Below are 23,466 nucleotides of genomic sequence, written 5' to 3' on the forward strand. Positions count from 1 at the left end.
CTTCGAGCTTAAGCGTAGAGCAGTCTATCGCAACCTCCGGTCATTCGCCAGCTTGGCCGTCGCTGCCGGGGTTCTCCTCCTGCTCAAGACGCTGCTTCAGCCCCTCCAGGGCCGCCCAGCGGTCGTCCATCATCTGGTGGTGGTGGTCAGGGTGGTCATTAAGATCCATGCCACACTGGGGGCACAGGCCTCGGCAGTCGGGTCGGCATAGGGGCTGCAGGGGCAGGGCCTCCACCAGGGCGTCACGCAGCAGGGCTTCCAGATCCATAAAGGCGCCCGCGCCGGCCAGGGGATAGGTCTGGCCGCTGGCCTCCTCCTGTTCGGCCAGGATCTCCTCCTTGCCATGGGTCGGCTCCGGTTCGGGTTCCTTGTAAGGGTAGAAGACCACCGGATCGTCCTGGATGCTGGTGTCCACAGGCCTCAGGCAGCGAGTGCATTCGGTCTTCAGCGGTACGCTGATGTGGGCCTGCAACAAGAGTCCATCCACCAAGGAGTCGATGTCACCCTCCACATGCACGGGTGTTCCTGCCGGTATACCCACTACTTGGTCGCCGATGCCCTCCGGGGCTGGAAAATCGCGGTTCACTCGGGTGCTCTGCCCTGCCCGCGTCGACACCTGGGCCACTGAAACCGCCCAGGGGGAATCCTCCGGTCTGCTCATCCCTGCGTCTCCTTTCCCCGGTCCGAGACCGACGCGTTCATGCTACGCGCTGCCTCCTGCTCACGCTGGTGGAGAACCTCCAGGCCGGCACGCACATCCTGACTCATCTTGCCCAGCTGGGTGTCGAGCTCGCCCATGACCTGGGCGGCATACCCATCGGCCCCCTGGACCAGACGGTCTGCCTGGGCCTGGGCCGTGTCGATGATGGTCTGGGCCTTCTGCCGGGCTATGGCCACCACATTCTCCTGACCAGCCAGGAAGCGGGCCTGCTCGCCAGCCTCCTTGACGATGTCTGCAGCTCGACTCTGGGCGTCGGATACGGTGGCGTTGGCCTGGGTCTGTGCCGTGTTCAGCCGGCGTTCCGCCTCTCTCATGAGCGCCGAGGCCCGCTCCAGCTGCACTGGCAGCATCTTCTTGAGCTCGTTGAGATCGTCGGCCAGCTCGTCTCGGTCTACCTTGACCAGTCCCGGACTGAAAATGGGGGCCTTGGCCTCATCCAGCACGGCCTGGATCCGATCGATGATGTCATAGACGGTGGTGAATTCCGATCGGGGGTTCCCGCTCTCGCTTCGATCCTCCTGCAGGTCGGGCAGGTCCTTCATGTCGACTGCGGACCTGGGAGCGCTCGCTCTGGTCGAGTCGTCGATAGGCTCCTTATCGTCCCTCTCCTGGGTCTGCTCGTTCATCATTGGCTCTTTTCCGTGTGCGGTGTGTCCCTGTGCAAGGTGTTTATCAATGCATCCACGACGCTGTCAGGGACCATGCCGGTGATGTCCCCTCCATGTCTGGCCACGTCCTTGACGATGGTGCTGGAGATGTGCTCCCTTACCGGATCTGCTGGCAGGAAGAGCGTTTCCACCCCGGACAGCTTGCGATTGACCAGGGCCATGCCCAGCTCGGCCTCATAGTCCCCGTTCTGTCTCAGTCCCTTGACGATGACCGAGGCCCCCACCTTCCGGCAGTAGTCGGTGATCAGGCCATCGGTAGAGGCTACGGTGATGTTCGGGTATCCGTCCTCGTCCAGGGCCCGGCGGATCATGGCCACCCGCTTCTGTTCGCTAAACATGGGGGTCTTGGCGGCATTGACGGCCACGACCACGTGGACCGTCTCGAAGAAGCAGGCGCAACGTTCGATCACATCCATGTGGCCGGAGGTGACCGGATCATATGAGCCAGGGCATACAGCGATAGTCATGATTCTCAGCGTAGCGCGTCATAGGGAGCGAACGTGTAGCTCGCCGCCGTACCATGGATATCATGACTGCAAGCAAGAGCATTCGCATGGAGGATCCGGAGCGGGAGCAGAACCCCGACCAGGGCACTGGCACGGCCGTTCTGGACCGTCCGGACACCGAGACCGCCGAAAAGACCCGCCTGAACGACCAGGGCGATGCCGACCGGTTCGCCCACTACGTCTCCCGTGAGCGCATCGCCGAGTCCAAGCTGACCGGCCGGCCTGTCGTGGCCCTCTGCGGCAAGGTCTGGGTGCCCAAGCACGACCCCTCCCAGTACCCGGTCTGTCCGGACTGCAAGCGCATTTATGAACAGATGACCGGCGGCAGCCACTGAGGGCTACTGAGCGGCACAGGCTGCTTCAGGACTGCCTGTCCAAGGCGATCCGGTCGATGAGGTCTAGCTCCTCCTGGCTGAAGTCGGCGGATTCGACAGCCTTGAGATTGTCCATGATCTGCTCGGGCTTGGAGGCGCCGATGAGCACCGAGGTGACAGCCGGGTCCCTGAGCAGCCAGGCTAGAGCCATCTCTGCCAGACTCTGGCCGCGTTGACGGGCCAGGCCGTTCAGGTTCTGGATCTGCTTCAGCCGCTGAGGGGTCAGGGCGGACTCCTTGAGGAAGCGGCCGTCGGCCCGAATACGGCTGTCCTTGGGAATCCCCTGCAGGTAGCGGTCGGTCAGCAGCCCCTGGGCCAGCGGGCTGAAGGCGATCAGTCCCTTCTTCTCGTTCATTGTCATCCGTTTGAGGCCGTTGCCTTCGATGGTTCTGTCCAAGATGGAATAGCGGTTTTGGTTGATGATGAAGGGGACGTGCATCTCGGTCAGGATGGCCGAGGCCCGTGCCATGGTCGGCCCGTCGTAGTTGGACAGTCCAAGGTAGAGGGCCTTGCCGCTGGTGACCGCTTGAGCCAGGGCGCCCATGGTCTCTTCTAGGGGCGTGTCCGGGTCGGGGCGGTGGTGGTAGAAGATGTCCACATAGTCAAGTCCCAGCCGTTTCAGGCTCTGGTCCAGCCCGGACAGCAGATGCTTGCGTGAGCCGAGGTCCCCGTAAGGGCCAGGCCACATTTCATAACCGGCCTTGGTGGAGATGACCAGCTCCTGGCGATGGTGGCTGAAGCATTTCTGCAGGATGATTCCCATGTTGCGCTCAGCGGCGCCCGGTCCAGGCCCGTAATTGTCAGCCAGGTCGAAGTGGGTGATGCCGTGGTCGAAGGCCGTCGTGCATAGTCCCTGCATACGGTCCAGGGGCGTGGTGTCGCCGAAGTTGTGCCAGCAGCCCAGGCAAATGGGCGGCAATTTCAGACCGCTGTCTCCGCAGCGCCGGTAGGTTGTGGAATCATATCGGCTTGGGTCGGGCTGATGGTTTTCGGATCGCGCGCCCATCAGATGCTCCTGACCAGGGTGGGCAGGACAGGCTCGCCCTTCATCAGGCTCAGGGCGTTGATGGGCAGCTCCTCAAGGGCCTTGGCCCGGTGCTCACGGGCGTCCAGGACGGCTTGCCCCCCCTGGTGCCCTGGCATGCTCTGGCCATGGTCCACGTAGGTGACCAGCAGATCTCGCCAGTCCTGATCAGGCGTATAGGCCGACAAAGCCTGTTCGGCGCCCGAGATGACGTGCTCAGCGTCGGCCACCCCGTTGTGGTAGGAGCGGTAGGCCAGCTTGCGCCCCGGCACCGAGGCCTTGCCCACCGACTTCTTGGCCACGGCCTGCATGACTCCGTCGGAGTTCTCGCGCTCGGTCAGCTTGTAGACCATGGCGCAGGTGGGGGCCCCCGAACCGGTGACCAGCATGGTGCCCACCCCGTAGGAGTCCACTGGAGCGTTCTGCAGGGAGGCGATGGCGTACTCGTCCAGATCGTTGGTGACGGTGATGGTGGCCTTGGTGGCTCCCAGGGAGTCCAGCTGGGCGCGGACCTGCTGGGCCAGCGAGCCCAGGTCTCCAGAGTCTATGCGGACCCCGCCCAGCTCTGGCCCGGCCACCTCGACGGCTGTCCTGACGGCCTCCTCGATGGAGTAGGTGTCGGTCAGCAGGGTGGTTCCCTTGCCCAGGGCCTGAATCTGCCCTTGGAAGGCCTCGCGTTCATTGTCATGAAGGAGGGTGAATGAGTGGGCTGCGGTTCCGATGGCCTTAAAGCCATATCGCTTGGCCGCCAGCAGGTTTGATGTCCCCTGGAATCCGCCGACTATGGCCGCTCTGGCCGCTGCCACGGCTGCATATTCGTTGGCACGGCGCGCGCCCATATCCATGCAGGGCCGGCCCTTGGCTGCGGTGACCATGCGGGAGGCCGCCGAGGCCACAGCCGAGTCGTAGTTGAGTATGGACAGGATCAGCGTCTCCAGGAGGGTGCACTCGCCGAAACTGCCTTCGACCTGCAGAATAGGGGAGTCGGGGAAGAATATCTCGCCCTCCCGATAGCCGCGGATGGTTCCGGTGAAGCGGAAGTGCTCCAGCCAGTCGATGGTGGTCTGGCTGACGATGCGACGGTCGGACAGGAAGCGAAGTTCATCCTCGCTGGGCTGGAAATCCGCCAGCGCGTCCAGAATCCGCCCAGTGCCTGCCACCACTCCGTAGCGGCGCCCTGCTGGCAGGTGTCTGGTATAGACCTCGAAGACGGATTGGCGTCCGGCCGTACCATCCTGCAAGGCTGCATCCAGCATGGTGTATTCGTACATATCGGTCATCAGAGCCGTAGAGGTTCCGGTGCCCTTGCTATTGTTTTCAGCGTTCATGCGTTCCCCTTTGTGGGTGAAAAAGCACTTGGTTGGCACCCAGTCTAATCCTCCAGCCACCTGGCTCGCCCTGCCCTCCCAAGGTGGGCTAAGCTGGTCCGCATGAGATTCGTCGTGGGCATCTACCGATTGCTGATCGCCTTTTTCTGCCTGGGCGGCACCTACGAGGCCTGGCTGCTGGGGATCGGCAACAAGTGGGTCTACTTTACCTTCCAGACCAATATCGCCCTAGGTCTGGTCATGCTCTGGGCCGGAGCGGCCACCTTGCTCAAGGGCGTCCAGCCTCCCGCCTGGCTTAAAGGCTGCCTGACGCTCTACATCGTCATCACCGGGCTGGTGGCCATCCTGGTTCTGGGGCTGAACAGCACGGACTACAAGCTGGTCCTGGGCATCCGGACCACATGGATGATTCACGTCATCAGCCCCATCCTGGCATCGGTGGACTTCCTCTTGTTCGACCCTCATCGTCGTTTCCATTGGCACAATGTGCTGACCTGGCTGATCTATTTCCCCTTCTATGTGGCTTTTGTGCTGATCAGGGCCGCCATCTGGCCTCATTCGGGACCGCAGCCGGGCGGTAATCCCTACCCCTATGCCTTCTTGGACCTCGGACACTTGGGATGGGCCCAGCTGCTGGTCAACCTGGCTGAGTACCTGGTCGTTTTCTTCGCCCTGTCGCTGGTCATCTTCCTGATTGATCGCATCCTGCCGGCCAAGACACCGCTGACCATTGATCGGTAGACGGCTGACGGAATAATAGGGACCAGACCAGGGGAGCCTGGGCGGAACAGGAAAGGATCATCACTGATGGTTGCTATCAAGGACATGCTCCAGGAAGGTGCCGTGTTGCGGCCTGACGGCAGGGCGGCTGATGAGTTGCGACCGGTCGTCATCACCCGGCATTGGACGGATGCCCCCGAGGGATCGGTGCTGATTGAGTGCGGCAAGACCCGGGTCATGTGCACGGCCTCCTTCACGCCGACGCTGCCCCGTTGGCGCAAGGACTCCGGACTGGGCTGGGTCACGGCCGAGTACGCCATGCTTCCCAGAGCCACCAGCGACAGGACTGCACGGGAATCGGTCCGCGGAAAGGTCGGTGGACGCACCCAGGAGATCAGCCGGCTGATAGGGCGCTGTCTGCGCGGCGTAGTGGATATGAAGGCCTTGGGCGAAAACCAGATCCAGCTTGATTGCGACGTGCTCCAGGCCGACGGCGGCACCCGTACGGCCTCCGTCACCGGCGCCTACGTGGCCATGGTCGATGCCCTCCGATGGGCCCAGGACCATCATCACATCCGCAGCGCCGACAAGGTGACCAAGGATTGCGTCTCGGCCGTCTCGGTGGGCATCATCGATGGTAACCCCATGCTTGATCTTCCTTATCTGGAGGACAGCCGGGCCATGACCGATATGAACGTGTCGATGACCGGCTCCGGCGATTTCATAGAGATACAGGGAACGGCGGAGCATCGTCCCTTCAGCCGTCAGGAGCTCGGCCTCTTGCTGGACCTGGCATCCAAGGGGAACAAGGAGCTTCAGGCCGCTCAGCACAAGGCTCTGGCATCTGACTGACGCTTAGGGCAGGTATTTCAGCGAGGAGAATCTGTATGGGGCAGGCCAGAAAAGTGGTTGTGGCCACGCACAACGAGGGTAAAATGCGTGAGCTTCGTAGTATACTCAACGGTTTCCTGCCCCATGAGGGGCAGAGGATCGAGCTGGTTTCGGCCGGCCAGTTGGGCCTGCCCGATCCGGTAGAGACCGGCACCACTTTTCAGCAGAATGCTCTCATCAAGGCTGGGCGGGCCGCTCGGGAATCCGGTCTGCCCGCGCTGGCGGACGACTCGGGGCTGGTCGTTGATGTGATGGGCGCTGCCCCGGGAATCCTTTCGGCAAGGTGGAGCGGCCGCCACGGCGACGACCAAGCCAACTTGGAGCTCTTGCTGAACCAGCTGAACGACATTCCTGACGGTCACAGGGGAGGACGGTTTGTCTGCGCAGCCGCCCTAGTCATTCCTGATGTGCCAGGGTACGCCGTCCGTGGGTCTCAGGTGACTAGGACCGGCGAGATGCCCGGAAGCATCATCCGCCAGGCACGAGGGGAAAACGGGTTTGGCTACGATCCGATCTTCGTGCCCCGTGACCAGCCTCGGCGCGCCAGGGACCAGGAGCCTCTGACCTCGGCGGAAATGACCTCGGATGAAAAGAACGCCATTTCGCACAGGGGCAAGGCCTTGGCGGCCATCATGCCGATTCTCGTCAGCTGGGTGCTGGGCGACGGCCGCGTTAGAAGCTGATAAATCCTTATAGATTCCGTACGGTGAACGGTCGCGAAACATCGATGATCATGCCCTGAATGCCGGTTGTGCTTAAAGCTGGTAAAGAAAACGCGAAGGTGCGATTCTTTTATCTCTGTGATAGAGTCGGCGATATTAAGGGAAAGACTAAGAGCAAAGTTGATCTGTTCTAGCACATGACTCTATCGGGATTTGGGGGTTTCGTATTGAAGCGATTGCAAGAACGGAACAATAGGGGATCACTGCACGTGAACCGTTCGATTATCGCTGTTCTGGTGACCCTTCTGGCGGTGCTGGCCATGGTTGTTCCGCTTGGGCTGAGTGCTTTGTCGGCCGGTCAGGCGAATGCCGTCGACGGGCAGGACGGGACGGCCAGCAGGAAGCCGCTGCTTTACAAGATGCTGGCTTACAACCAAAGGATTGATTCCAACATTGATGAGCTGCGCATGGACTTCATCCTGCGCGTGAAGCACAACGAGTTCGACCCTTCCTGCGCCAATGCTACCGGCGGCATCGACACCACGGGCTCCTGTAATCTATCTTTCGTGTATCAGTTCTATAACGGCGGATACAGTCCGAATTATTACCGTCGAGTAAAGTATTTGAACACTATAGTCTCAGATTCATCCTCAGATCAGCCCTGGTCTGGGGCCTATAATTGGGCCAAGAATCAGGATCAGTTCTTCACTGTCCATAAGATTATAAACTCCGGTCTGTATGACTATTTGACCATATCCATTGAGGGCGATATGAACCTTCCGGATGGTGGCGGCTCGTCAGACTATAAAACAGGCGGTGTCGACCAGTCTTTGAACGTCTTCGCGGTCGTTGGTCAACAGCAGGATGCACTGTCTTGTACCGGTAGCGGTAGTTTGTGGGGCTGGGGTAGTAGCGACTGTGACAATTTTAACCCTGACACGATGATCAACGCGCCGGATCGAACATCTAATATCACTGCAGCTTTGATGGCGGAGGGCAGGGGTTTCAAGAAGTATATGGAAAACTGCCTGGGCAGTGGAGCTGATCTTCAGTGCAGCGGGCCGTGGTCTTGGGTTGGCTGGGATCAGCACCCAATGCTTTATAGTGGGGGTCAGTCGAATTGGGGCATGGTGACTGATTATGGTTTTCCTGCTGATAACACCAATAGCCCCAGTATCAGTGGCACTGCTCCGGGAACAGCCCCGTCCCGGTCTTTCTTCGTGTACTGGCTGAATGTTCGTGGCGGCTCTGATGTATGTTCGCAGACGAATTCGTATTATTACCAGTGGGTGGCTTTGAAGGATGGCCAGTGGGTGCCTGTTGATGAGCTGACTCCTGAGCCGGTTCTGGTGACGGGCCAGCAGCCGTCTCCCAATACGCGCACTGATTCGGGGGGCGCAGATTCCTCGGCTGATCCGTATTCGGCTTTTAATTTGCCTAAGCAGCGGAATAATCCGAATGAGTTGTTTGCGACTGATAGGGATGGCAATCCTATGCCTGCGCAGAATCCGGATGGTTCCATCAATTTCAGGGAGGCTAAGGAGAAGCAGGGTCTTGATGGTTATTTCAAGATGGTCACGTGGCCTGTGACCACGAACCGGGATGGGAGCGCTTGCACGGTCAGTCCTGAAGTGTACAACCCCATGAATGTAGGTCTTGTGGGGATAGATGACAACATGCCCGCTTCGACGAAGGACAGGAACCTGACTGCTGGGCAGACCATCAATACGGCTTTTTATAAGTATGATGTGGCTCGTCCTAAGGATCCGACGATCACGAAGATCGAGAATGATGCGAACAGTCCTTTGGATGCTTCGGGGAGCGTGTATACCAACAGGCTTGATCCGGTGGTCAGTGGTGAGTGCACGCCTTCCAGGGATGAGGCGCATCCCAACATGGTTGTTCTTTATGGGGAGGATCCTGCCAATCCCATCGGCGGCGGGCAGGGCCGGAATGATGACGCCTTGGCCAGAAGCGCGGACACGTGGGGGTTCAGGCTGGGCGAGGCCGAGTGCAAGGTCGATGCTGGCAGCAGGCAGGGGGGCTCCTGGCAGGTACAGGACGACAATAAGCAGTATCCGGCGCCGGATCCCGGCAACAGGTTCAGCGGGTACCGGCGGTATCATGCCTGGGTGGTTGAATCCACCTCCGGGTTCGGTTTGACTTCTTTCTTCTCGAACATAGGAACGGCTTATTTCGTTTCCATCGAGAATGCTCCGGATGCGGGCAAGCTCGCGGTCGCTGTGCCTCATACGGTGAACGGGAGCCTGCCTGCAGGTTCGGTCGTCGTGTTCAGGGGTGAGGCGTCGCCTGTGTATACGGCCTGGTCTTCGGGGGGGCTGGGGATGGCTGGTTCGAAGATGGCTGTTTCGATGAAGCAGGGGGCCGTTTCGGGCTGGACTCCTCTGGTGACCGCCCCGGCCGATACCTTCCAGAGGGATGCGGCGGCCGGCACTGCTTCTTCTGTCTCGGATCCAGCGTCGGGTTCTGTGCTCAGGGTCGTCAAGACGGCGGCTTCCGCCTGGTCCTGGACGCTGAGCATCCCTGTTGACAGGTTCACCGGCTACAACGGCAGCGACGAGACGCAGACGTACGCCTTCCGGGTTAAGATGATCAACCCGATGAACGTCAGCTCGGAGCCGGCTTCGATCGAGCGGAAGGTGGACATGACCCCTACCACGCTGACCGTTGATCGCCATGACGTCTTCCAGGTGGCGGGCAGGGCCTATAAGTATGTGGACGGGGATGCGAAGGTTCCTGAAACCAAGGGGACCGTGGTGCGTATAACCTGGCCCGGCAATAGCAGTACGGATGTCACTGTGGGTGACCAGGGCTTGTGGCAGGCGGTTCCGCCTGAGGGCGTCAACAAGGGCGAGTTCACTGCGCAGGTGCTTTCCGATGATGCTGAGGGCGCTGACGCCCAGGGCAGGTTCCAAGGAGGAAACCAGTCAGCCGTCGTGTCGCAGACGCTGGAGTTCCGTCCTTCCAACTCGGCTTTGCCGTTGACGGGCGGGTGGCCCCTGGCCGTGTTCAGGATCCTGCTGCTGATGGCGCTTGGCCTGGTCGGCTTCGTGGCCTGCCTGAGGAACAAGCAGGAAAACCGCCACTGACTCCGGTAGCATCAGCCAGGGCCCGCCCCCATTTTCCAATTCCATGGAGATGAAGGCAGGCCCTGTTCTTAATACCTGTGCGCGAGATGGGACTCGAACCCACACGTCCGAAGACACAGGAACCTAAATCCTGCGCGGCTACCATTACGCCACTCGCGCCTGCTGCATACCTAACCCCTGCAAAGGGCAGCTGCCAAAAGAGCCACTTGACAGAATCGAACTGTCGACCTTCTCATTACGAGTGAGACGCTCTGCCAACTGAGCTAAAATGGCCGCGCCCCCAACTCAGACCAGCCAGAGTCAAGACCGTGGATGGTCACGAAACGCCGGTTATGGAATATCCTATTTGAATCCCAGATAATGCTTTCGATTTCTGTACGCTTGGAACATGTAAAGCAAAAATGATGATGCATTGTTGTGCTCTATGTGCAGTTGCCTTAATTGGGGGTAAGCCAAAAGTGGAGTTGATTTGTTCTAGAGCATGATTTCATTGTGATCTGGGGGGTATTGCATTGAAGCGTTTGCAGGGACGGGACGCTAAGGGTTCACAGCGTGTGAGTCGTTCGGTCATCGCTGTTCTGGTGACCCTTCTGGCGGTGCTGGCCATGGTTGTTCCGCTTGGGCTGAGCGCCTTGTCGGCCGGTCAGGCGAATGCCGTCGACGGGCAGGACGGGACGGCCAGCAGGAAGCCGCTGCTTTACAAGATGCTGGCTTACAACCAAAGGATTGATTCCAACCAGGATGAGCTGCGCATGGACTTCATCCTGCGCGTGAAGCACAACGAGTTCGACCCTTCCTGCGCCAATGCTACCGGCGGTATGGACACCATGGGCTCTTGTAATCTATCTTTTGTATACCCGTTTGAAGGTTCTACCAATCCGCCGCATTATCGCCGAATAAAGTATCTGAACACCATAGCTTCAAAATCATCCACTGATCCGGCCTGGATCGGAGCCTATAATTGGGCCAAGAATCAGGATCAGTACTTCACCGTCCACAAGATCATAAACTCCGGTCTATATGACTATTTGACCATTTCCATCGAGGGCGATCTGAATCTTGGGGATACGGGTGACTCGTCAGCCCATAAAACGGGTGGTGTCGACGAGCCTCTGAACATTTACGCAATTGTAGGTCAGCAGATAGGAGCTGTGGGTTGCGGCGCTGGTACATGGAGCTGGACCCCCTCCAACGCCCTTGATGAGTGCTTCTACTTTAATCCTGATATTAATATTAAGGCGCCGGATCGAACATCCAATATCACTGCAGCTTTAACGGCTGAGGGCAAGGGTTTCAAGAAGTACATGAAAGACTGCCTGGGCAGTGGAGCTGGTCTTCAGTGCAGCGGGCCCTGGTCTTGGGTCGGCTGGGATCGGCAGCCAGATCTTTATAGTGGAGGTCAGTCGAACTGGGGCATGGTGACTGATTATGGTTTCCCTGCCTATAATGGTTTTTATGATGGTTACCGTGTAAATGGCACTGCTCCGGGAACAGCACCGTCCCGGTCATTCTTCGTGTACTGGCTGAATGTTCGCGGCAGCACCTACTACAACCCCGACGGCATATGTTCTGAGACGAATTCGTATTATTACCAGTGGGTGGCTTTGAAGGATGGCCAGTGGGTGCCTGTTGATGAGCTGACTCCTGAGCCGGTCCTGGTGACGGGCCAGCAGCCGTCTCCCAATACGCTCACTGATTCGGTGAGCGGGACGCCCCTAGCCTATTCGTCTTCGGCTTTCAATGTGAGTCCGAGGGATCCGAGGTATCTCAATAATCCGAATGAGTTGTTTGCGACTGATAGGGATGGCAATCCTATGCCTGCGCAGAATCCGGATGGTTCCATCAATTTCAGGGAGGCTAAGGAGAAGCAGGGTCTTGATGGTTATTTCAAGATGGTCACGTGGCCTGTGACCACGAACCGGGATGGGAGCGCTTGCACGGTCAGTCCTGAAGTGTACAACCCCATGAGTGTCGGTCTTGTGGGGATAGATGACAACATGTCCGCTTCGACGAAGGACAGGAACCTGACTGCAGGGCAGACCATCAATACGGCTTTTTATAAGTATGATGTGGCCCGTCCTAAGGATCCGACGATCACGAAGATCGAGAATGATGCGAACAGTCCTTTGGATGCTTCGGGGAGCGTGTATACCAGCAGGCTTGCTCCGGTGGTCAGTGGTGAGTGCACGCCTTCCAGGGATGAGGCGCATCCCAACATGGTTGTTCTTTATGGGGAGGATCCTGCCAATCCCATCGGCGGCGGGCAGGGCCGGAATGATGACGCCTTGGCCAGAAGCGCGGACACGTGGGGGTTCAGGCTGGGCGAGGCCGAGTGCAAGGTCGATGCTGGCAGCAGGCAGGGGGGCTCCTGGCAGGTACAGGACGACAATAAGCAGTATCCGGCGCCGGATCCCGGCAACAGGTTCAGCGGGTACCGGCGGTATCATGCCTGGGTGGTTGAATCCACCTCCGGGTTCGGTTTGACTTCTTTCTTCTCGAACATAGGAACGGCTTATTTCGTTTCCATCGAGAATGCTCCGGATGCGGGCAAGCTCGCGGTCGCTGTGCCTCATACGGTGAACGGGAGCCTGCCTGCAGGTTCGGTCGTCGTGTTCAGGGGTGAGGCGTCGCCTGTGTATACGGCCTGGTCTTCGGGGGGGCTGGGGATGGCTGGTTCGAAGATGGCTGTTTCGATGAAGCAGGGGGCCGCTTCGGGCTGGACCCCTCTGGTGACCGCCCCGGCCGATACCTTCCAGAGGGATGCGGCGGCCGGCACTGCTTCTTCTGTCTCGGATCCAGCGTCGGGTTCTGTGCTCAGGGTCGTCAAGACGGCGGCTTCCGCCTGGTCCTGGACGCTGAGCATCCCTGTTGACAGGTTCACCGGCTACAACGGCAGCGACGAGACGCAGACGTACGCCTTCCGGGTTAAGATGATCAACCCGATGAACGTCAGCTCGGAGCCGGCTTCGATCGAGCGGAAGGTGGACATGACCCCTACCACGCTGACCGTTGATCGCCATGACGTCTTCCAGGTGGCGGGCAGGGCCTATAAGTATGTGGACGGGGATGCGAAGGTTCCTGAAACCAAGGGGACCGTGGTGCGTATAACCTGGCCCGGCAATAGCAGTACGGATGTCACTGTGGGTGACCAGGGCTTGTGGCAGGCGGTTCCGCCTGAGGGCGTCAACAAGGGCGGGTTCACGGCGCAGGTGCTTTCCGATGACGCTGAGGGCGCTGACGCCCAGGGCAGGTTCCAAGGAGGAAACCAGTCAGCCGTCGTGTCGCAGACGCTGGAGTTCCGTCCTTCCAACTCGGCCCTGCCGCTGACCGGCGGGTGGCCCCTGGCCGTGTTCAGGATCCTGCTGCTGATGGCGCTTGGCCTGGTCGGCTTCGTGGCCTGCCTGAGGAACAAGCAGGAAAACCGCCACTGACCTAGGACGCATCAGCCAGGGCCTGTACCCACTTCCACGGAATCAGGAAGCGGGAACAGACCCTGGCCTTATTTCCCGTGTTGCTGCCGTTGCCAAGGCTGTATTCGCCCCCAACCAAGACCGGACGGAAGAAGACAACATATTCCTTCTCGCCAGCTGGGTGCGGGGCTTGTCGGGGGGCAAGACCTTGAACGGTAGCAAAACACCCCATCTGAATTCCAGATTATGCTCTTTAATTTCTGTAGCCTTGAAAAGCAAAGAAAAAATTATATGCATTGTTGTGCTCTATGTGCAGTTGCCTTAATTGGGGTAAGTCAAAAGCAGAGTTGATTTGTTCTAGAGCATGATTTCATTATGATCTGGGGGGTATTGCATTGAAGCGTTTGCAGGGACGGGACGCTAAGCGTGTGAGTCGTTCGATTATCGCTGTTCTGGTGACCCTTCTGGCGGTGCTGGCCATGGTTGTTCCGCTTGGGCTGAGCGCCTTGTCGGCCGGTCAGGCGAATGCCGTCGACGGGCAGGACGGGACGGCCAGCAGGAAGCCGCTGCTCTATCGGATGTTGGGCTACAACAATAAGATTGATTCCTATCAGGATGAGCTGCGCATGGACTTCATCCTGCGCGTGAAGCACAACGAGTTCGACCCTTCCTGCGCCAATGCTACCGGCGGTGCCGACACTAGAGGCAATTGTAATTTGGCCTTTGTCTATCAGTACAAGGGCTCAGATAGTCCGTCATACTATCGCAGAATAAGGTATCTGAACACCATTGCTTCAGCGTCATCCTCAGATCAGCCCTGGTCTGGAGCCTATAAGTGGGCGCAGAACAGGGATGAATACTTCACTGTGCACACGATAATCAATTCTGGTTTATATGACTATTTGACCATTTCCATTGAGGGAGATCTGGCGCTTAAGAATTCTGCTGATGCGTCATATTACCAACCTGGCGGTGCCGACGAGCCTGTGCATATCTATGCGGTTGTTGGTGAACAGAAAGGGGTGCTATCTTGCAGTCGTCCTGGTACTCCATGGAGATGGGCCACCACCAAAATCGATGATTGTAAAAATTTCGAGCCTGGCACGATGATAAATGCGCCGGACAGGGTATCCAATGTGACCTCAGCTCTAACGGCAAATGGCAAGAACTTCACCCTGTATATGCAAGAATGCCTGGGCAAGGGCGCTGGTCTTCAGTGCAGCGGCCCGTATTCTTGGGTAGGCTGGGATAACAACCCAAATCTCTACGGAGGCAATCAGTCGAACTGGGGCATGGTCACTGATTATGGTTTTCCTGCTTATGCTGGTCTCAGCATCAGTGGCACTGCTCCGGGAACAGCCCCGTCCCGGTCTTTCTTCGTGTATTGGCTGAATGTGCGCGGCAGCACCTACTACAACCCCGACGGGATATGTTCTGAGACGAATTCGTATTATTACCAGTGGGTGGCTTTGAAGGATGGCCAGTGGGTGCCTGTTGATGAGCTGACTCCTGAGCCGGTTCTGGTGACGGGCCAGCAGCCGTCTCCCAATACGGTTACCACCACGGTTGCCAAGGCAGCCCAAGTCAGTAAGTATTCCGCTTTCAACTTGCCTCAACAATCTGATAATCCGAATGAGTTGTTTGCGACTGATAGGGATGGCAATCCTATGCCTGCGCAGAAGGCTGATGGGGGGATTGATTTCAGGGAGGCTAAGGAGAAGCAGGGTCTTGATGGTTATTTCAAGATGGTCACGTGGCCTGTGACCACGAACCGGGATGGGAGCGCTTGCACGGTCAGTCCTGAAGTGTACAACCCCATGAGCAAAGGTCTTGTGGGGATAGATGACAACATGAACAGCTCGGATATAGAACGAAATATTTCTGCGGGCTGGACCATTAATACGGCTTTTTATAAGTATGATGTGCCTCGTCCTAAGGATCCGACGATCACGAAGATCGAGAATGATGCGAACAGTCCTTTGGATGCTTCGGGGAGCGTGTATACCAGCAGGCTTGCTCCGGTGGTCAGTGGTGAGTGCACGCCTTCCAGGGATGAGGCGCATCCCAACATGGTTGTTCTTTATGGGGAGGATCCTGCCAATCCCATCGGCGGCGGGCAGGGCCGGAATGATGACGCCTTGGCCAGAAGCGCGGACACGTGGGGGTTCAGGCTGGGCGAGGCCGAGTGCAAGGTCGATGCTGGCAGCAGGCAGGGGGCTCCTGGCAGGTACAGGACGACAATAAGCAGTATCCGGCGCCGGATCCCGGCAACAGGTTCAGCGGGTACCGGCGGTATCATGCCTGGGTGGTTGAATCCACCTCCGGGTTCGGTTTGACTTCTTTCTTCTCGAATGTCGGCACGGCTTATTTCGTTTCCATCGAGAATGCTCCGGATGCGGGCAAGCTCGCGGTCGCTGTGCCTCATACGGTGAACGGGAGCCTGCCTGCAGGTTCGGTCGTCGTGTTCAGGGGTGAGGCGTCGCCTGTGTATACGGCCTGGTCTTCGGGGGGCTGGGGATGGCTGGTTCGAAGATGGCTGTTTCGATGAAGCAGGGGGCCGCTTCGGGCTGGACCCCTCTGGTGACCGCCCCGGCCGATACCTTCCAGAGGGATGCGGCGGCCGGCACTGCTTCTTCTGTCTCGGATCCAGCGTCGGGTTCTGTGCTCAGGGTCGTCAAGACGGCGGCTTCCGCCTGGTCCTGGACGCTGAGCATCCCTGTTGACAGGTTCACCGGCTACAACGGCAGCGACGAGACGCAGACGTACGCCTTCCGGGTTAAGATGATCAACCCGATGAACGTCAGCTCGGAGCCGGCTTCGATCGAGCGGAAGGTGGACATGACCCCTACCACGCTGACCGTTGATCGCCATGACGTCTTCCAGGTGGCGGGCAGGGCCTATAAGTATGTGGACGGGGATGCGAAGGTTCCTGAAACCAAGGGGACCGTGGTGCGTATAACCTGGCCCGGCAATAGCAGTACGGATGTCACTGTGGGTGACCAGGGCTTGTGGCAGGCGGTTCCGCCTGAGGGCGTCAACAAGGGCGGGTTCACGGCGCAGGTGCTTTCCGATGATGCTGAGGGCGCTGACGCCCAGGGCAGGTTCCAAGGAGGAAACCAGTCAGCCGTCGTGTCGCAGACGCTGGAGTTCCGTCCTTCCAACTCGGCTTTGCCGTTGACGGGCGGGTGGCCCCTGGCCGTGTTCAGGATCCTGCTGCTGATGGCGCTTGGCCTGGTCGGCTTCGTGGCCTGCCTGAGGAACAAGCAGGAAAACCGCCACTGACTCCGGTAGCATCAGCCAGGGCCCGCCCCCATTTTCCAATTCCATGGAGATGAAGGCAGGCCCTGTTCTTAATACCTGTGCGCGAGATGGGACTCGAACCCACACGTCCGAAGACACAGGAACCTAAATCCTGCGCGGCTACCATTACGCCACTCGCGCCTGCTGCATACCTAACCCCTGCAAAGGGCAGCTGCCAAAAGAGCCACTTGACAGAATCGAACTGTCGACCTTCTCATTACGAGTGAGACGCTCTGCCAACTGAGCTAAAGTGGCCTTTGCCTTACCTCCGGGCTGGCCGGATGAAGACAGCAGGTTTCATCATACTGGATGCTCGGGATAAAAACGCCTTGGTCCTCGGGCCAAGGGTGTACAAGCTCCTTGACACAATAGGGGCATGGACCTCGATAATTTCTATGCCGTCATTCCGGCCGGTGGGGTGGGTACCCGGCTCTGGCCCCTGAGCCGCCAGGACCGGCCCAAGTTCCTCTATGATCTCCTGGGGTCAGGCAGAACAATGATCCAAGGCACCTTTGACCGGCTGGCCGGCATCTGCGGAGCGGACCATGTGGTCGTCTCCACAGGGCAGCGGCATGTGGCCCAGGTGCGTGAGCAGCTTCCGGAACTGGCTCCGGACGCGCTCTTCGCTGAGCCCGTTCCACGCGACTCCACGGCGGCCATAGCCCTGGCTACGGCTGTACTGGCTCAGCGACATGGCGGGGAGATCATCGTGGGCTCCTTCGCCGCAGACCATATCATCCGTGACGACAAGGCGTTCGCTGCCTCAGTGGGACAGGCGGTGGCGGCGGCCCGCGCCGGCTACGTGACCACCATCGGCATCGCCGCCTCCCGTCCTTCCACCGCCTTCGGCTACATCCACCAAGGTCCCTCCCTGGCCGATTGCATTCCCGGGGCCCCTGATGCCCGTCTGGTCAGCGAATTTGTCGAGAAGCCGGATGCCTCTACGGCACAGGCCTACCTGTCCACAGGAGAGTATCGCTGGAACGCAGGCATGTTTGTCATGCAGGCGCAGGTGCTTCTGGACTGCCTGCGTCGTTACAAGCCGGAGCTATACGCTGCGGTCATGGCCATCGCCCAGGTCTGGGACCAGGGTGAGCAGGCCCGCAGCGAGGCCATGGAGGAGCACTGGCCGGGCATCGAGAAGATCGCCTTTGACTATGCTGTGGCCGAGCCCCTATCGGCGGCCGGCGGTGTGGCGGTTGTTCCGGGGGGATTCGATTGGGATGACATCGGCGACTTCAATTCAGTGGCCGGCCTGCTTCCGTCATCCAACAGGCGCAACATCAAGATTCTGGGTGACGCTGACCGGGTCATGTATTTGGATTCAGCCGGAGACATGGTCGTGCCGGGCTCGGAACGCACGGTCGCCCTTCTCGGTGTGAATGACATGATCGTCGTCGATACTCCCGATGCTCTCCTGGTGGCCCCCCGGGCCCGCAGCCAGGAGGTCAAGGACATGGTGGCCAAGCTGGCCCAGTACGGTCGTGACGACATACTCTGACAGCGATTCGGCTCGGTTAAGAAGATTGACTGATTTTGTTGTCTTCTGTCTGCTTTTGTGAGTAGTTTGGGTTACAGAACCGGGTGCTCGGTAGAACGGGCATCACCTCATGAAAGGACCCAAATAACCATGGCCATCAATCCTCCAGTGGATGCTACCAGTACCAAGGCCTGGGCGGCCTTGCGCCAGCACTTCGACGACATGCAGCGCCAGGGGATCGATCTGCGCGCATGGTTCGCCAAGGACCCGCAGCGCACCGAAAAGCTGAGCTTCGAGCTGGGTGATCTCTATATTGATCTGTCCAAAAACCTGATTCGGCCCGAGACCCTGTCCCTGCTGGCCCAGCTGGGCCGCGAGGTCGGCCTTGAGGAGCGGATCGAAGCCATGTTCAATGGCGAGCACATCAACAACACCGAGGACAGGGCCGTTCTGCATACAGCCCTGCGCCGCCCCGAGGAGGATCGCGGCCGGCTGGTTGTGGACGGCCAGGATGTGGTGGGCGATGTCCGCGACACTCTTAAGCGCATCTATGCCTTTGCCGACCAGGTCCGCTCGGGCAGCTGGACCGGTCTGACCGGCAAACGGATCACCACCGTGGTCAACATTGGCATCGGCGGCTCCGACCTTGGCCCGGTCATGGCTTACGAGGCCCTGAAGCCCTATGCGGATGCGGGCATCAGCGCCCGCTATATCTCCAACATCGATCCCAACGATCTGGCCGAGAAGACGCGCGACCTGGATCCGGAGACCACGCTCTTCATCATCGTCTCCAAGACCTTCACGACCCTGGAAACACTGACCAACGCCCGCCAGGCCCGTGCCTGGCTCCTGAAGAGCCTAGGGGGGCGTGGCCTGCTGTCCAAGAACGGTGAGGACCTCTCAGCCGAGGCCATCCGCCGGCACTTCATCGCCGTCTCAACCGCCCTGGACAAGGTCCGCGACTTTGGCATCGATCCGGACAACGTCTTCGGTTTCTGGAACTGGGTCGGCGGACGGTACTCGGTGGATTCCGCCGTGGGCACCTCCTTGGCCATCACTATCGGACCGGACCGCTTCGAGGAGTTCCTCAAGGGCTTTAACACCGTGGATCGCTACTTCCGCGCCACTCCTCTGGATCGGAATGTAGTTGCCCTGATGGGCCTGCTCAACGTCTGGTATGTCAATTTCTTCGGCGCCCACTCCCACGCCGTGCTGCCCTACGACCAGTATCTGCACCGCTTCCCGGCCTATCTGCAGCAGCTGACCATGGAGTCCAACGGCAAGTCTGTGCGCTGGGACGGCACGCCAGTGACCAGCCTGACCGGCGAAATCTTCTGGGGGGAGCCGGGCACTAACGGCCAGCATGCCTTCTACCAGCTGATCCACCAGGGCACTCGCCTGATTCCCGCTGACTTCATCGCCTTTGCCAATACTCCCAATCCGGCCAAGGACGGCGACCAGGACGTGCATGAGCTCTTCCTGGCCAACTTCCTGGCCCAGACCAAGGCTCTGGCCTTCGGCAAAACCGCCGACGAGGTCCGCGCCGAAGGTACTCCGGAGGCCATCGTCCCGGCCCGGGTCTTCACCGGCAACCGCCCCACCACATCCATTTTCGGTGATGCGCTTACTCCGGCCGCCCTGGGCGAGCTGATCGCCCTCTACGAGCACATCACCCTGACCGAGGGCACAGTCTGGGGCATTGACTCCTTCGACCAGTGGGGCGTTGAGCTGGGCAAGAAGCTGGCCCGTGAAATTACGCCGGCCATCTCCCGGGACGACCAGGCGCTGGCCGAACAGGATCAGTCCACAAAGTCCCTGATCGCCTTCTACAGGGCCCATCGCCGCTGATGTTCAGCCGGGCCCTTGCAGGTCCGGCTCGTGGTATATTATCGGAGAGTTATTCGCCGGAAGGGCGGCTGCCGCATGGGCTCCCTTCCTTTCAGGTCCAGCCGGATGCTCCGGCGGATCGGCACCCCCGACGGCAGACCGTCGGGTTCCGTCCAGGATCGCCTCCTTTGGTGGTTGCGGTCCATGTCATGGGTCGATGTGCGGCGGCCATGGAGGAACAGCATGAACGCGATTCAGGAATTTGACGCCAGCCACATGAAGCCTGCGGAGCAGATCCCCGACTTCCGTCCTGGCGATACCGTCGAGGTCAACGTCAACATCACTGAGGGCAACAACTCCCGTATCCAGGCCTTCACGGGCGTAGTGATCGCCCGCCAGGGCGCCGGCGTGCGCGAGACCATCCTGGTGCGCAAGGTCAGCTTCGGCGTGGGCGTCGAGCGTCGCTTCCCTCTGCACTCTCCGCAGATTGACTCCATCAAGGTGCTGCGCCACGGCCGCGTCCGTCGCGCCAAGCTCTACTATCTGCGTGGGCTGCACGGCAAGGCCGCCCGCATTGTCGAACGGCGTGACAACAAGGCTGAGTCCAACAAGTAGGTTCGGTCCGGGCGATCCAGCCCAGGCCTGGCCGCTAACACCCGGGATGCAGTTCTCCCGGGTTTTTCCATGCTTGGGTGTGTACGCTATGAGGCATGCGGAATCTTTTGCGTGCGGGTTCCTGCTGATGACAAGGAGTGGATATGGTTTTTCGGGATGAGGAAGCGACCCCGTCGGGAATCCCGTACCCGGACGGCATACGGGCCACCTCAGCCCCAGTGCCGCCCCGCCATGCCTTAGACCGTCCCGGTGGACGTGGCTCCACCAAGGGCAGTCACCCACGGCTGGGCGAACGCGGTTTTCTACCCGAGTTTCTGTTCGAGCTAGTTGCCCTGTTGGCCGTCGTCGCCTTCCTGCGCATATTTTTGCTCAGCATCTACGTCATCCCCTCCGGTTCCATGGAGAACACCCTCGGCATCGGAGACAGAATTCTGACCACTCACAGGCTGACCAGATCCATGGTGGCCCCCCGTCGAGGGGATGTGGTGGTCTTCACCGACCCCGCTAACTGGCTAGGCGAAGAGTCCACGCCGAGCTTCCGCGGCAGTCACCTGGTCAAACGCCTGATCGGCATGCCCGGCGACACAGTGGCCTGCAAGGGTCATGGCGCCCCAGTCACCGTCAACGGCGTCGCCTTGGATGAGAGTTCCTACCTACGCCCAGGAGTGGAGCCCAGCTCCTTTGCCTTCAAGGTCAAGGTGGACCCTGGGTACGTCTTCGTCATGGGCGACAATCGCTCCAACTCCGCCGATTCCCGCCTGCACAAGGATGACGGCCACAATGGGCTGGTCCCCATGGAGAACATCAAGGGCACTGGTTTGCTGACTTATTACCCTGTGGGCAGCTGGAAGCTGCTCAACAACCAGCACAAGGTCTTCGACGCCGTGCCCGAACCGACGCAGGACTGAACCGGCTGTGAGGCGGATCCTGCCGACCCTGGCCACCGAGGCTGCTCTAGCTGAACAGGGAGCTGAGTATGTGCTGGGCCTTGATGAGGTCGGCCGCGGAGCCTTGGCGGGTCCGGCCATGGTCGGCGTGGTGGCGGTCCGGTCCGCTGACCTGCCCTGTCTGACGGTCCCTGACGGGGTGGCGGACTCCAAGATGCTGACCCCTGCGCGTCGGCTGGCCATATACCGTGATCTTGAGGACTGGGCTGCCGGCTGGGCGGTGGGGGCCTGCTCCAACCATGAGATCGACCACTGGGGCATCGTTCACGCCCTGGGCGTCGCCGCCCTGCGAGCACTGGCCGAATTGGAGCATGGGATGGACCTGGGGCCTGGCCGCCGGCTGGCCGCCATCCTTGACGGTCCCCACGACTACATCACCTTGGCCGCCGATAGTTTTGACGCACCCGACCTTCCGGTTCTGCCCAAGGTTTCCACACAGGTCGAGGGCGATGCCCACTGCGCCAGTGTGGCCTGCGCAGCGGTCATCGCCAAGGTCACCCGTGACCGGCTTATGGTTCGGCTGGCCGCCTCCGATCCAGCCCTGGCCCCATACCAGTGGGAGCGCAACAAGGGGTATGGGTCGCCTGGGCACCTGGAGGCCATTCGCCGTCTGGGGCCCAGTCGTCTGCACCGGGTCAGCTGGCATCTGCCCTCGTCCAGTCCCGGCAGGAGCTAATATCGGAACGGTCGACACGGCTATCGGAAGAAGGTCATATGCCCGCAGGCAGCGGCGGCAGTTCACGGTCCAAGCGCCCCTCCATGTTCGAGGTCGCCCGGCTGGCCGGAGTCTCCCACCAGACCGTGTCCAGAGTCATCAACAATTCCAAGGATGTCTCACCCGCTACCCGGATCAAAGTCCAGCAGGCCATCAGGAAGCTGGGCTACCGACCCAGCAACTCCGCGCGGGCACTGGCATCCAGCCGCAGCAGGACCATAGGTCTGGTGGCTGGCGGCGTCAGTCTCTTTGGGCCTGTCTCGTCGATTACGGCCATCGAGACCGTGGCTCGTTCCCATGGTTTGTTCATGTCGGTCATGATGGTGGACGAGTCGGCCTGCACTCTTAGGGGTTTCCAGGAGCTCTGCGGCACCTTCCTTGAGCAGAATGTGGATGCCTTCATTTTTCTGACGCCCACCGACACCATGTTCCAGGCTGCCTGCCAAACAGAGGTAGGTCAGCCCCGGGTCATCGTCACTTCTACGCATGGCATCACCAGCGTCGAGGAGGCCCTGGGTCGCAGGCGGGGCGACGGACGGATAGCCCTGACTGGAATCGACCAGTGGGGTGCCGTCCAGCGTCTGGCCAGGCTGCTGGTCTCCCGGGGCCATCGGCGGGTGCTGTACATGGCCGGTCCTTCGCAGTGGCGAGATGCGGCCACGCGACTGGCCTCCTGGAAGGTGGCATGCGCCCGCTGCCGCATTCGGACGGCCGTGGTCCATGCCCGCAGTTGGGAGGCGGGGGAGTCCTACATGCTGATGAACCATCTGATCGATCAGCGGGGCATGAGCGGCGCCTCCCTGCCCTCGGCTGTGGTCACTGCCAACGACAACCAGGCTGTGGGCGTGGCCCGGTCCCTGCAGGAGCACGGCATCCGCATTCCAGGGGACATAAGTCTGGTGGGTTTCGACGACGTTCCCACTGTGGATAATATGTTTCCGCCGCTAGCCACGGTTCGTCCCCGCTTCGAGGATCTGGGGGTGGCCACCATGCGGCAGGTTCTGGCTCTGCTCCACCAGGGCCAGCCGGTGGACTTTCCCGTCGCCCGTCATGGGGTGGGGCTTATCCAGGCGGATGTGGTTCCGCGTCGGTCGCTAGGCTACGCCGTCAAGCGGTTCTGACCCCTTCGGCCCGCATTTCCCCCGGGCTTGCCTGTCGCTTCGGTCTC

The 23,466-nt window shown here is 60.0% G+C and carries 19 protein-coding genes and 4 tRNA genes; 14 read left to right on the top strand and 9 right to left on the bottom strand.

What is annotated here, in order from left to right; translation table 11 throughout:
* Nucleotides 1-40 precede the first annotated feature (40 nt).
* From GYM67_RS01870 to coaD, 3 genes are read right to left on the bottom strand one after another with little or no spacing between them, the layout of a single operon-like run.
* Nucleotides 41-661 (bottom strand): YceD family protein, encoded by a 621-nt coding sequence (locus tag GYM67_RS01870; protein WP_220236868.1) that lies wholly within the window; start codon nucleotides 659-661, stop codon nucleotides 41-43.
* A complete protein-coding gene (locus GYM67_RS01875) occupies nucleotides 658-1,350 on the bottom strand; it encodes an SPFH domain-containing protein (protein WP_220236869.1) in 693 nt (230 codons plus the stop codon). The genes GYM67_RS01870 and GYM67_RS01875 overlap by 4 nt, the downstream gene beginning before the upstream one ends.
* Entirely contained in the window at nucleotides 1,347-1,856 is a 510-nt protein-coding gene (coaD, locus tag GYM67_RS01880; RefSeq protein WP_220236870.1) for a pantetheine-phosphate adenylyltransferase, read from the bottom strand. Before coaD ends, GYM67_RS01875 begins: the two co-directional genes overlap by 4 nt.
* Nucleotides 1,857-1,918: 62 nt before the next feature.
* Between coaD and GYM67_RS01885 the strand changes: the two genes are divergently transcribed.
* Nucleotides 1,919-2,230, top strand: coding sequence for a DUF3039 domain-containing protein (locus GYM67_RS01885; RefSeq protein ID WP_024627652.1), 312 nt, complete (start codon nucleotides 1,919-1,921; stop codon nucleotides 2,228-2,230).
* Between the two features lie 25 nt (nucleotides 2,231-2,255).
* On the opposite strand, the gene GYM67_RS01890 is transcribed toward GYM67_RS01885, so the two are convergent.
* Nucleotides 2,256-3,275 carry an aldo/keto reductase gene (locus GYM67_RS01890; protein WP_220236871.1) on the bottom strand — a complete coding sequence of 340 codons (1,020 nt, stop codon included), beginning with the start codon at nucleotides 3,273-3,275 and terminating at the stop codon, nucleotides 2,256-2,258.
* Nucleotides 3,275-4,621 carry a nicotinate phosphoribosyltransferase gene (locus GYM67_RS01895; protein WP_220236872.1) on the bottom strand — a complete coding sequence of 449 codons (1,347 nt, stop codon included), beginning with the start codon at nucleotides 4,619-4,621 and terminating at the stop codon, nucleotides 3,275-3,277. The genes GYM67_RS01890 and GYM67_RS01895 overlap by 1 nt, the downstream gene beginning before the upstream one ends.
* A 102-nt stretch (nucleotides 4,622-4,723) precedes the next feature.
* On the opposite strand from GYM67_RS01895, the gene GYM67_RS01900 reads away from it, so the two are divergent.
* From GYM67_RS01900 to GYM67_RS01915, 4 genes are all read left to right on the top strand, one after another.
* Complete coding sequence (locus GYM67_RS01900; RefSeq protein WP_220236873.1) at nucleotides 4,724-5,362, top strand: Pr6Pr family membrane protein; 639 nt, start codon at nucleotides 4,724-4,726, stop codon at nucleotides 5,360-5,362.
* Between the two features lie 66 nt (nucleotides 5,363-5,428).
* Nucleotides 5,429-6,193: a ribonuclease PH gene (rph, locus tag GYM67_RS01905; protein WP_220236874.1), complete on the top strand. Its 765-nt coding sequence runs from the start codon at nucleotides 5,429-5,431 to the stop codon at nucleotides 6,191-6,193.
* 35 nt (nucleotides 6,194-6,228) lie between these two features.
* A complete protein-coding gene (gene rdgB, locus GYM67_RS01910; RefSeq protein WP_220236875.1) occupies nucleotides 6,229-6,915 on the top strand; it encodes an RdgB/HAM1 family non-canonical purine NTP pyrophosphatase in 687 nt (228 codons plus the stop codon).
* A 248-nt stretch (nucleotides 6,916-7,163) separates the two neighbouring features.
* Nucleotides 7,164-10,004 carry a hypothetical protein gene (locus tag GYM67_RS01915; RefSeq protein WP_258561545.1) on the top strand — a complete coding sequence of 947 codons (2,841 nt, stop codon included), beginning with the start codon at nucleotides 7,164-7,166 and terminating at the stop codon, nucleotides 10,002-10,004.
* 78 nt (nucleotides 10,005-10,082) lie between these two features.
* Here the strand turns inward: GYM67_RS01915 and GYM67_RS01920 are convergent.
* Nucleotides 10,083-10,163, bottom strand: a tRNA-Leu gene (locus GYM67_RS01920).
* 41 nt (nucleotides 10,164-10,204) lie between these two features.
* Nucleotides 10,205-10,277 (bottom strand) — tRNA-Thr (locus GYM67_RS01925).
* A gap of 281 nt (nucleotides 10,278-10,558) precedes the next feature.
* On the opposite strand from GYM67_RS01925, the gene GYM67_RS01930 reads away from it, so the two are divergent.
* From GYM67_RS01930 to GYM67_RS09220, 3 genes are all read left to right on the top strand, one after another.
* Nucleotides 10,559-13,435 carry a hypothetical protein gene (locus GYM67_RS01930; protein WP_258561546.1) on the top strand — a complete coding sequence of 959 codons (2,877 nt, stop codon included), beginning with the start codon at nucleotides 10,559-10,561 and terminating at the stop codon, nucleotides 13,433-13,435.
* A 557-nt stretch (nucleotides 13,436-13,992) separates the two neighbouring features.
* Nucleotides 13,993-15,750: a hypothetical protein gene (locus GYM67_RS09215; protein WP_258561547.1), complete on the top strand. Its 1,758-nt coding sequence runs from the start codon at nucleotides 13,993-13,995 to the stop codon at nucleotides 15,748-15,750.
* Nucleotides 15,751-15,931: 181 nt separating this feature from the next.
* Nucleotides 15,932-16,696, top strand: a complete 765-nt coding sequence (locus GYM67_RS09220) for a hypothetical protein (RefSeq protein WP_258561548.1) — start codon at nucleotides 15,932-15,934, stop codon at nucleotides 16,694-16,696.
* Nucleotides 16,697-16,774: 78 nt separating this feature from the next.
* Here GYM67_RS09220 and GYM67_RS01940 read toward each other — a convergent pair.
* Both GYM67_RS01940 and GYM67_RS01945 read right to left on the bottom strand, forming a co-directional pair.
* Nucleotides 16,775-16,855, bottom strand: a tRNA-Leu gene (locus GYM67_RS01940).
* 41 nt (nucleotides 16,856-16,896) lie between these two features.
* A tRNA-Thr gene (locus tag GYM67_RS01945) sits at nucleotides 16,897-16,969 on the bottom strand.
* A 121-nt stretch (nucleotides 16,970-17,090) separates the two neighbouring features.
* Here GYM67_RS01945 and GYM67_RS01950 point away from each other — a divergent pair.
* From GYM67_RS01950 to GYM67_RS01975, 6 genes are all read left to right on the top strand, one after another.
* On the top strand, nucleotides 17,091-18,215 hold the full coding sequence (locus tag GYM67_RS01950; RefSeq protein WP_220236878.1) for a mannose-1-phosphate guanylyltransferase: 1,125 nt from the start codon (nucleotides 17,091-17,093) through the stop codon (nucleotides 18,213-18,215).
* A gap of 129 nt (nucleotides 18,216-18,344) precedes the next feature.
* On the top strand, nucleotides 18,345-20,042 hold the full coding sequence (gene pgi / locus GYM67_RS01955) for a glucose-6-phosphate isomerase (RefSeq protein ID WP_220236879.1): 1,698 nt from the start codon (nucleotides 18,345-18,347) through the stop codon (nucleotides 20,040-20,042).
* A 222-nt stretch (nucleotides 20,043-20,264) separates the two neighbouring features.
* A complete protein-coding gene (gene rplS / locus GYM67_RS01960; RefSeq protein ID WP_220236880.1) occupies nucleotides 20,265-20,636 on the top strand; it encodes a 50S ribosomal protein L19 in 372 nt (123 codons plus the stop codon).
* A gap of 143 nt (nucleotides 20,637-20,779) precedes the next feature.
* Complete coding sequence (gene lepB / locus GYM67_RS01965; protein WP_220236881.1) at nucleotides 20,780-21,544, top strand: signal peptidase I; 765 nt, start codon at nucleotides 20,780-20,782, stop codon at nucleotides 21,542-21,544.
* Between the two features lie 7 nt (nucleotides 21,545-21,551).
* Entirely contained in the window at nucleotides 21,552-22,259 is a 708-nt protein-coding gene (locus tag GYM67_RS01970; protein ID WP_220236882.1) for a ribonuclease HII, read from the top strand.
* Nucleotides 22,260-22,297: 38 nt separating this feature from the next.
* Entirely contained in the window at nucleotides 22,298-23,419 is a 1,122-nt protein-coding gene (locus GYM67_RS01975) for a LacI family DNA-binding transcriptional regulator (protein WP_258561549.1), read from the top strand.
* Nucleotides 23,420-23,466 lie beyond the last annotated feature (47 nt).

The sequence above is a fragment of the Bifidobacterium asteroides genome, from assembly GCF_019469425.1.
Taxonomy (GTDB): Bacteria; Actinomycetota; Actinomycetes; order Actinomycetales; family Bifidobacteriaceae; genus Bombiscardovia; species Bombiscardovia asteroides_I.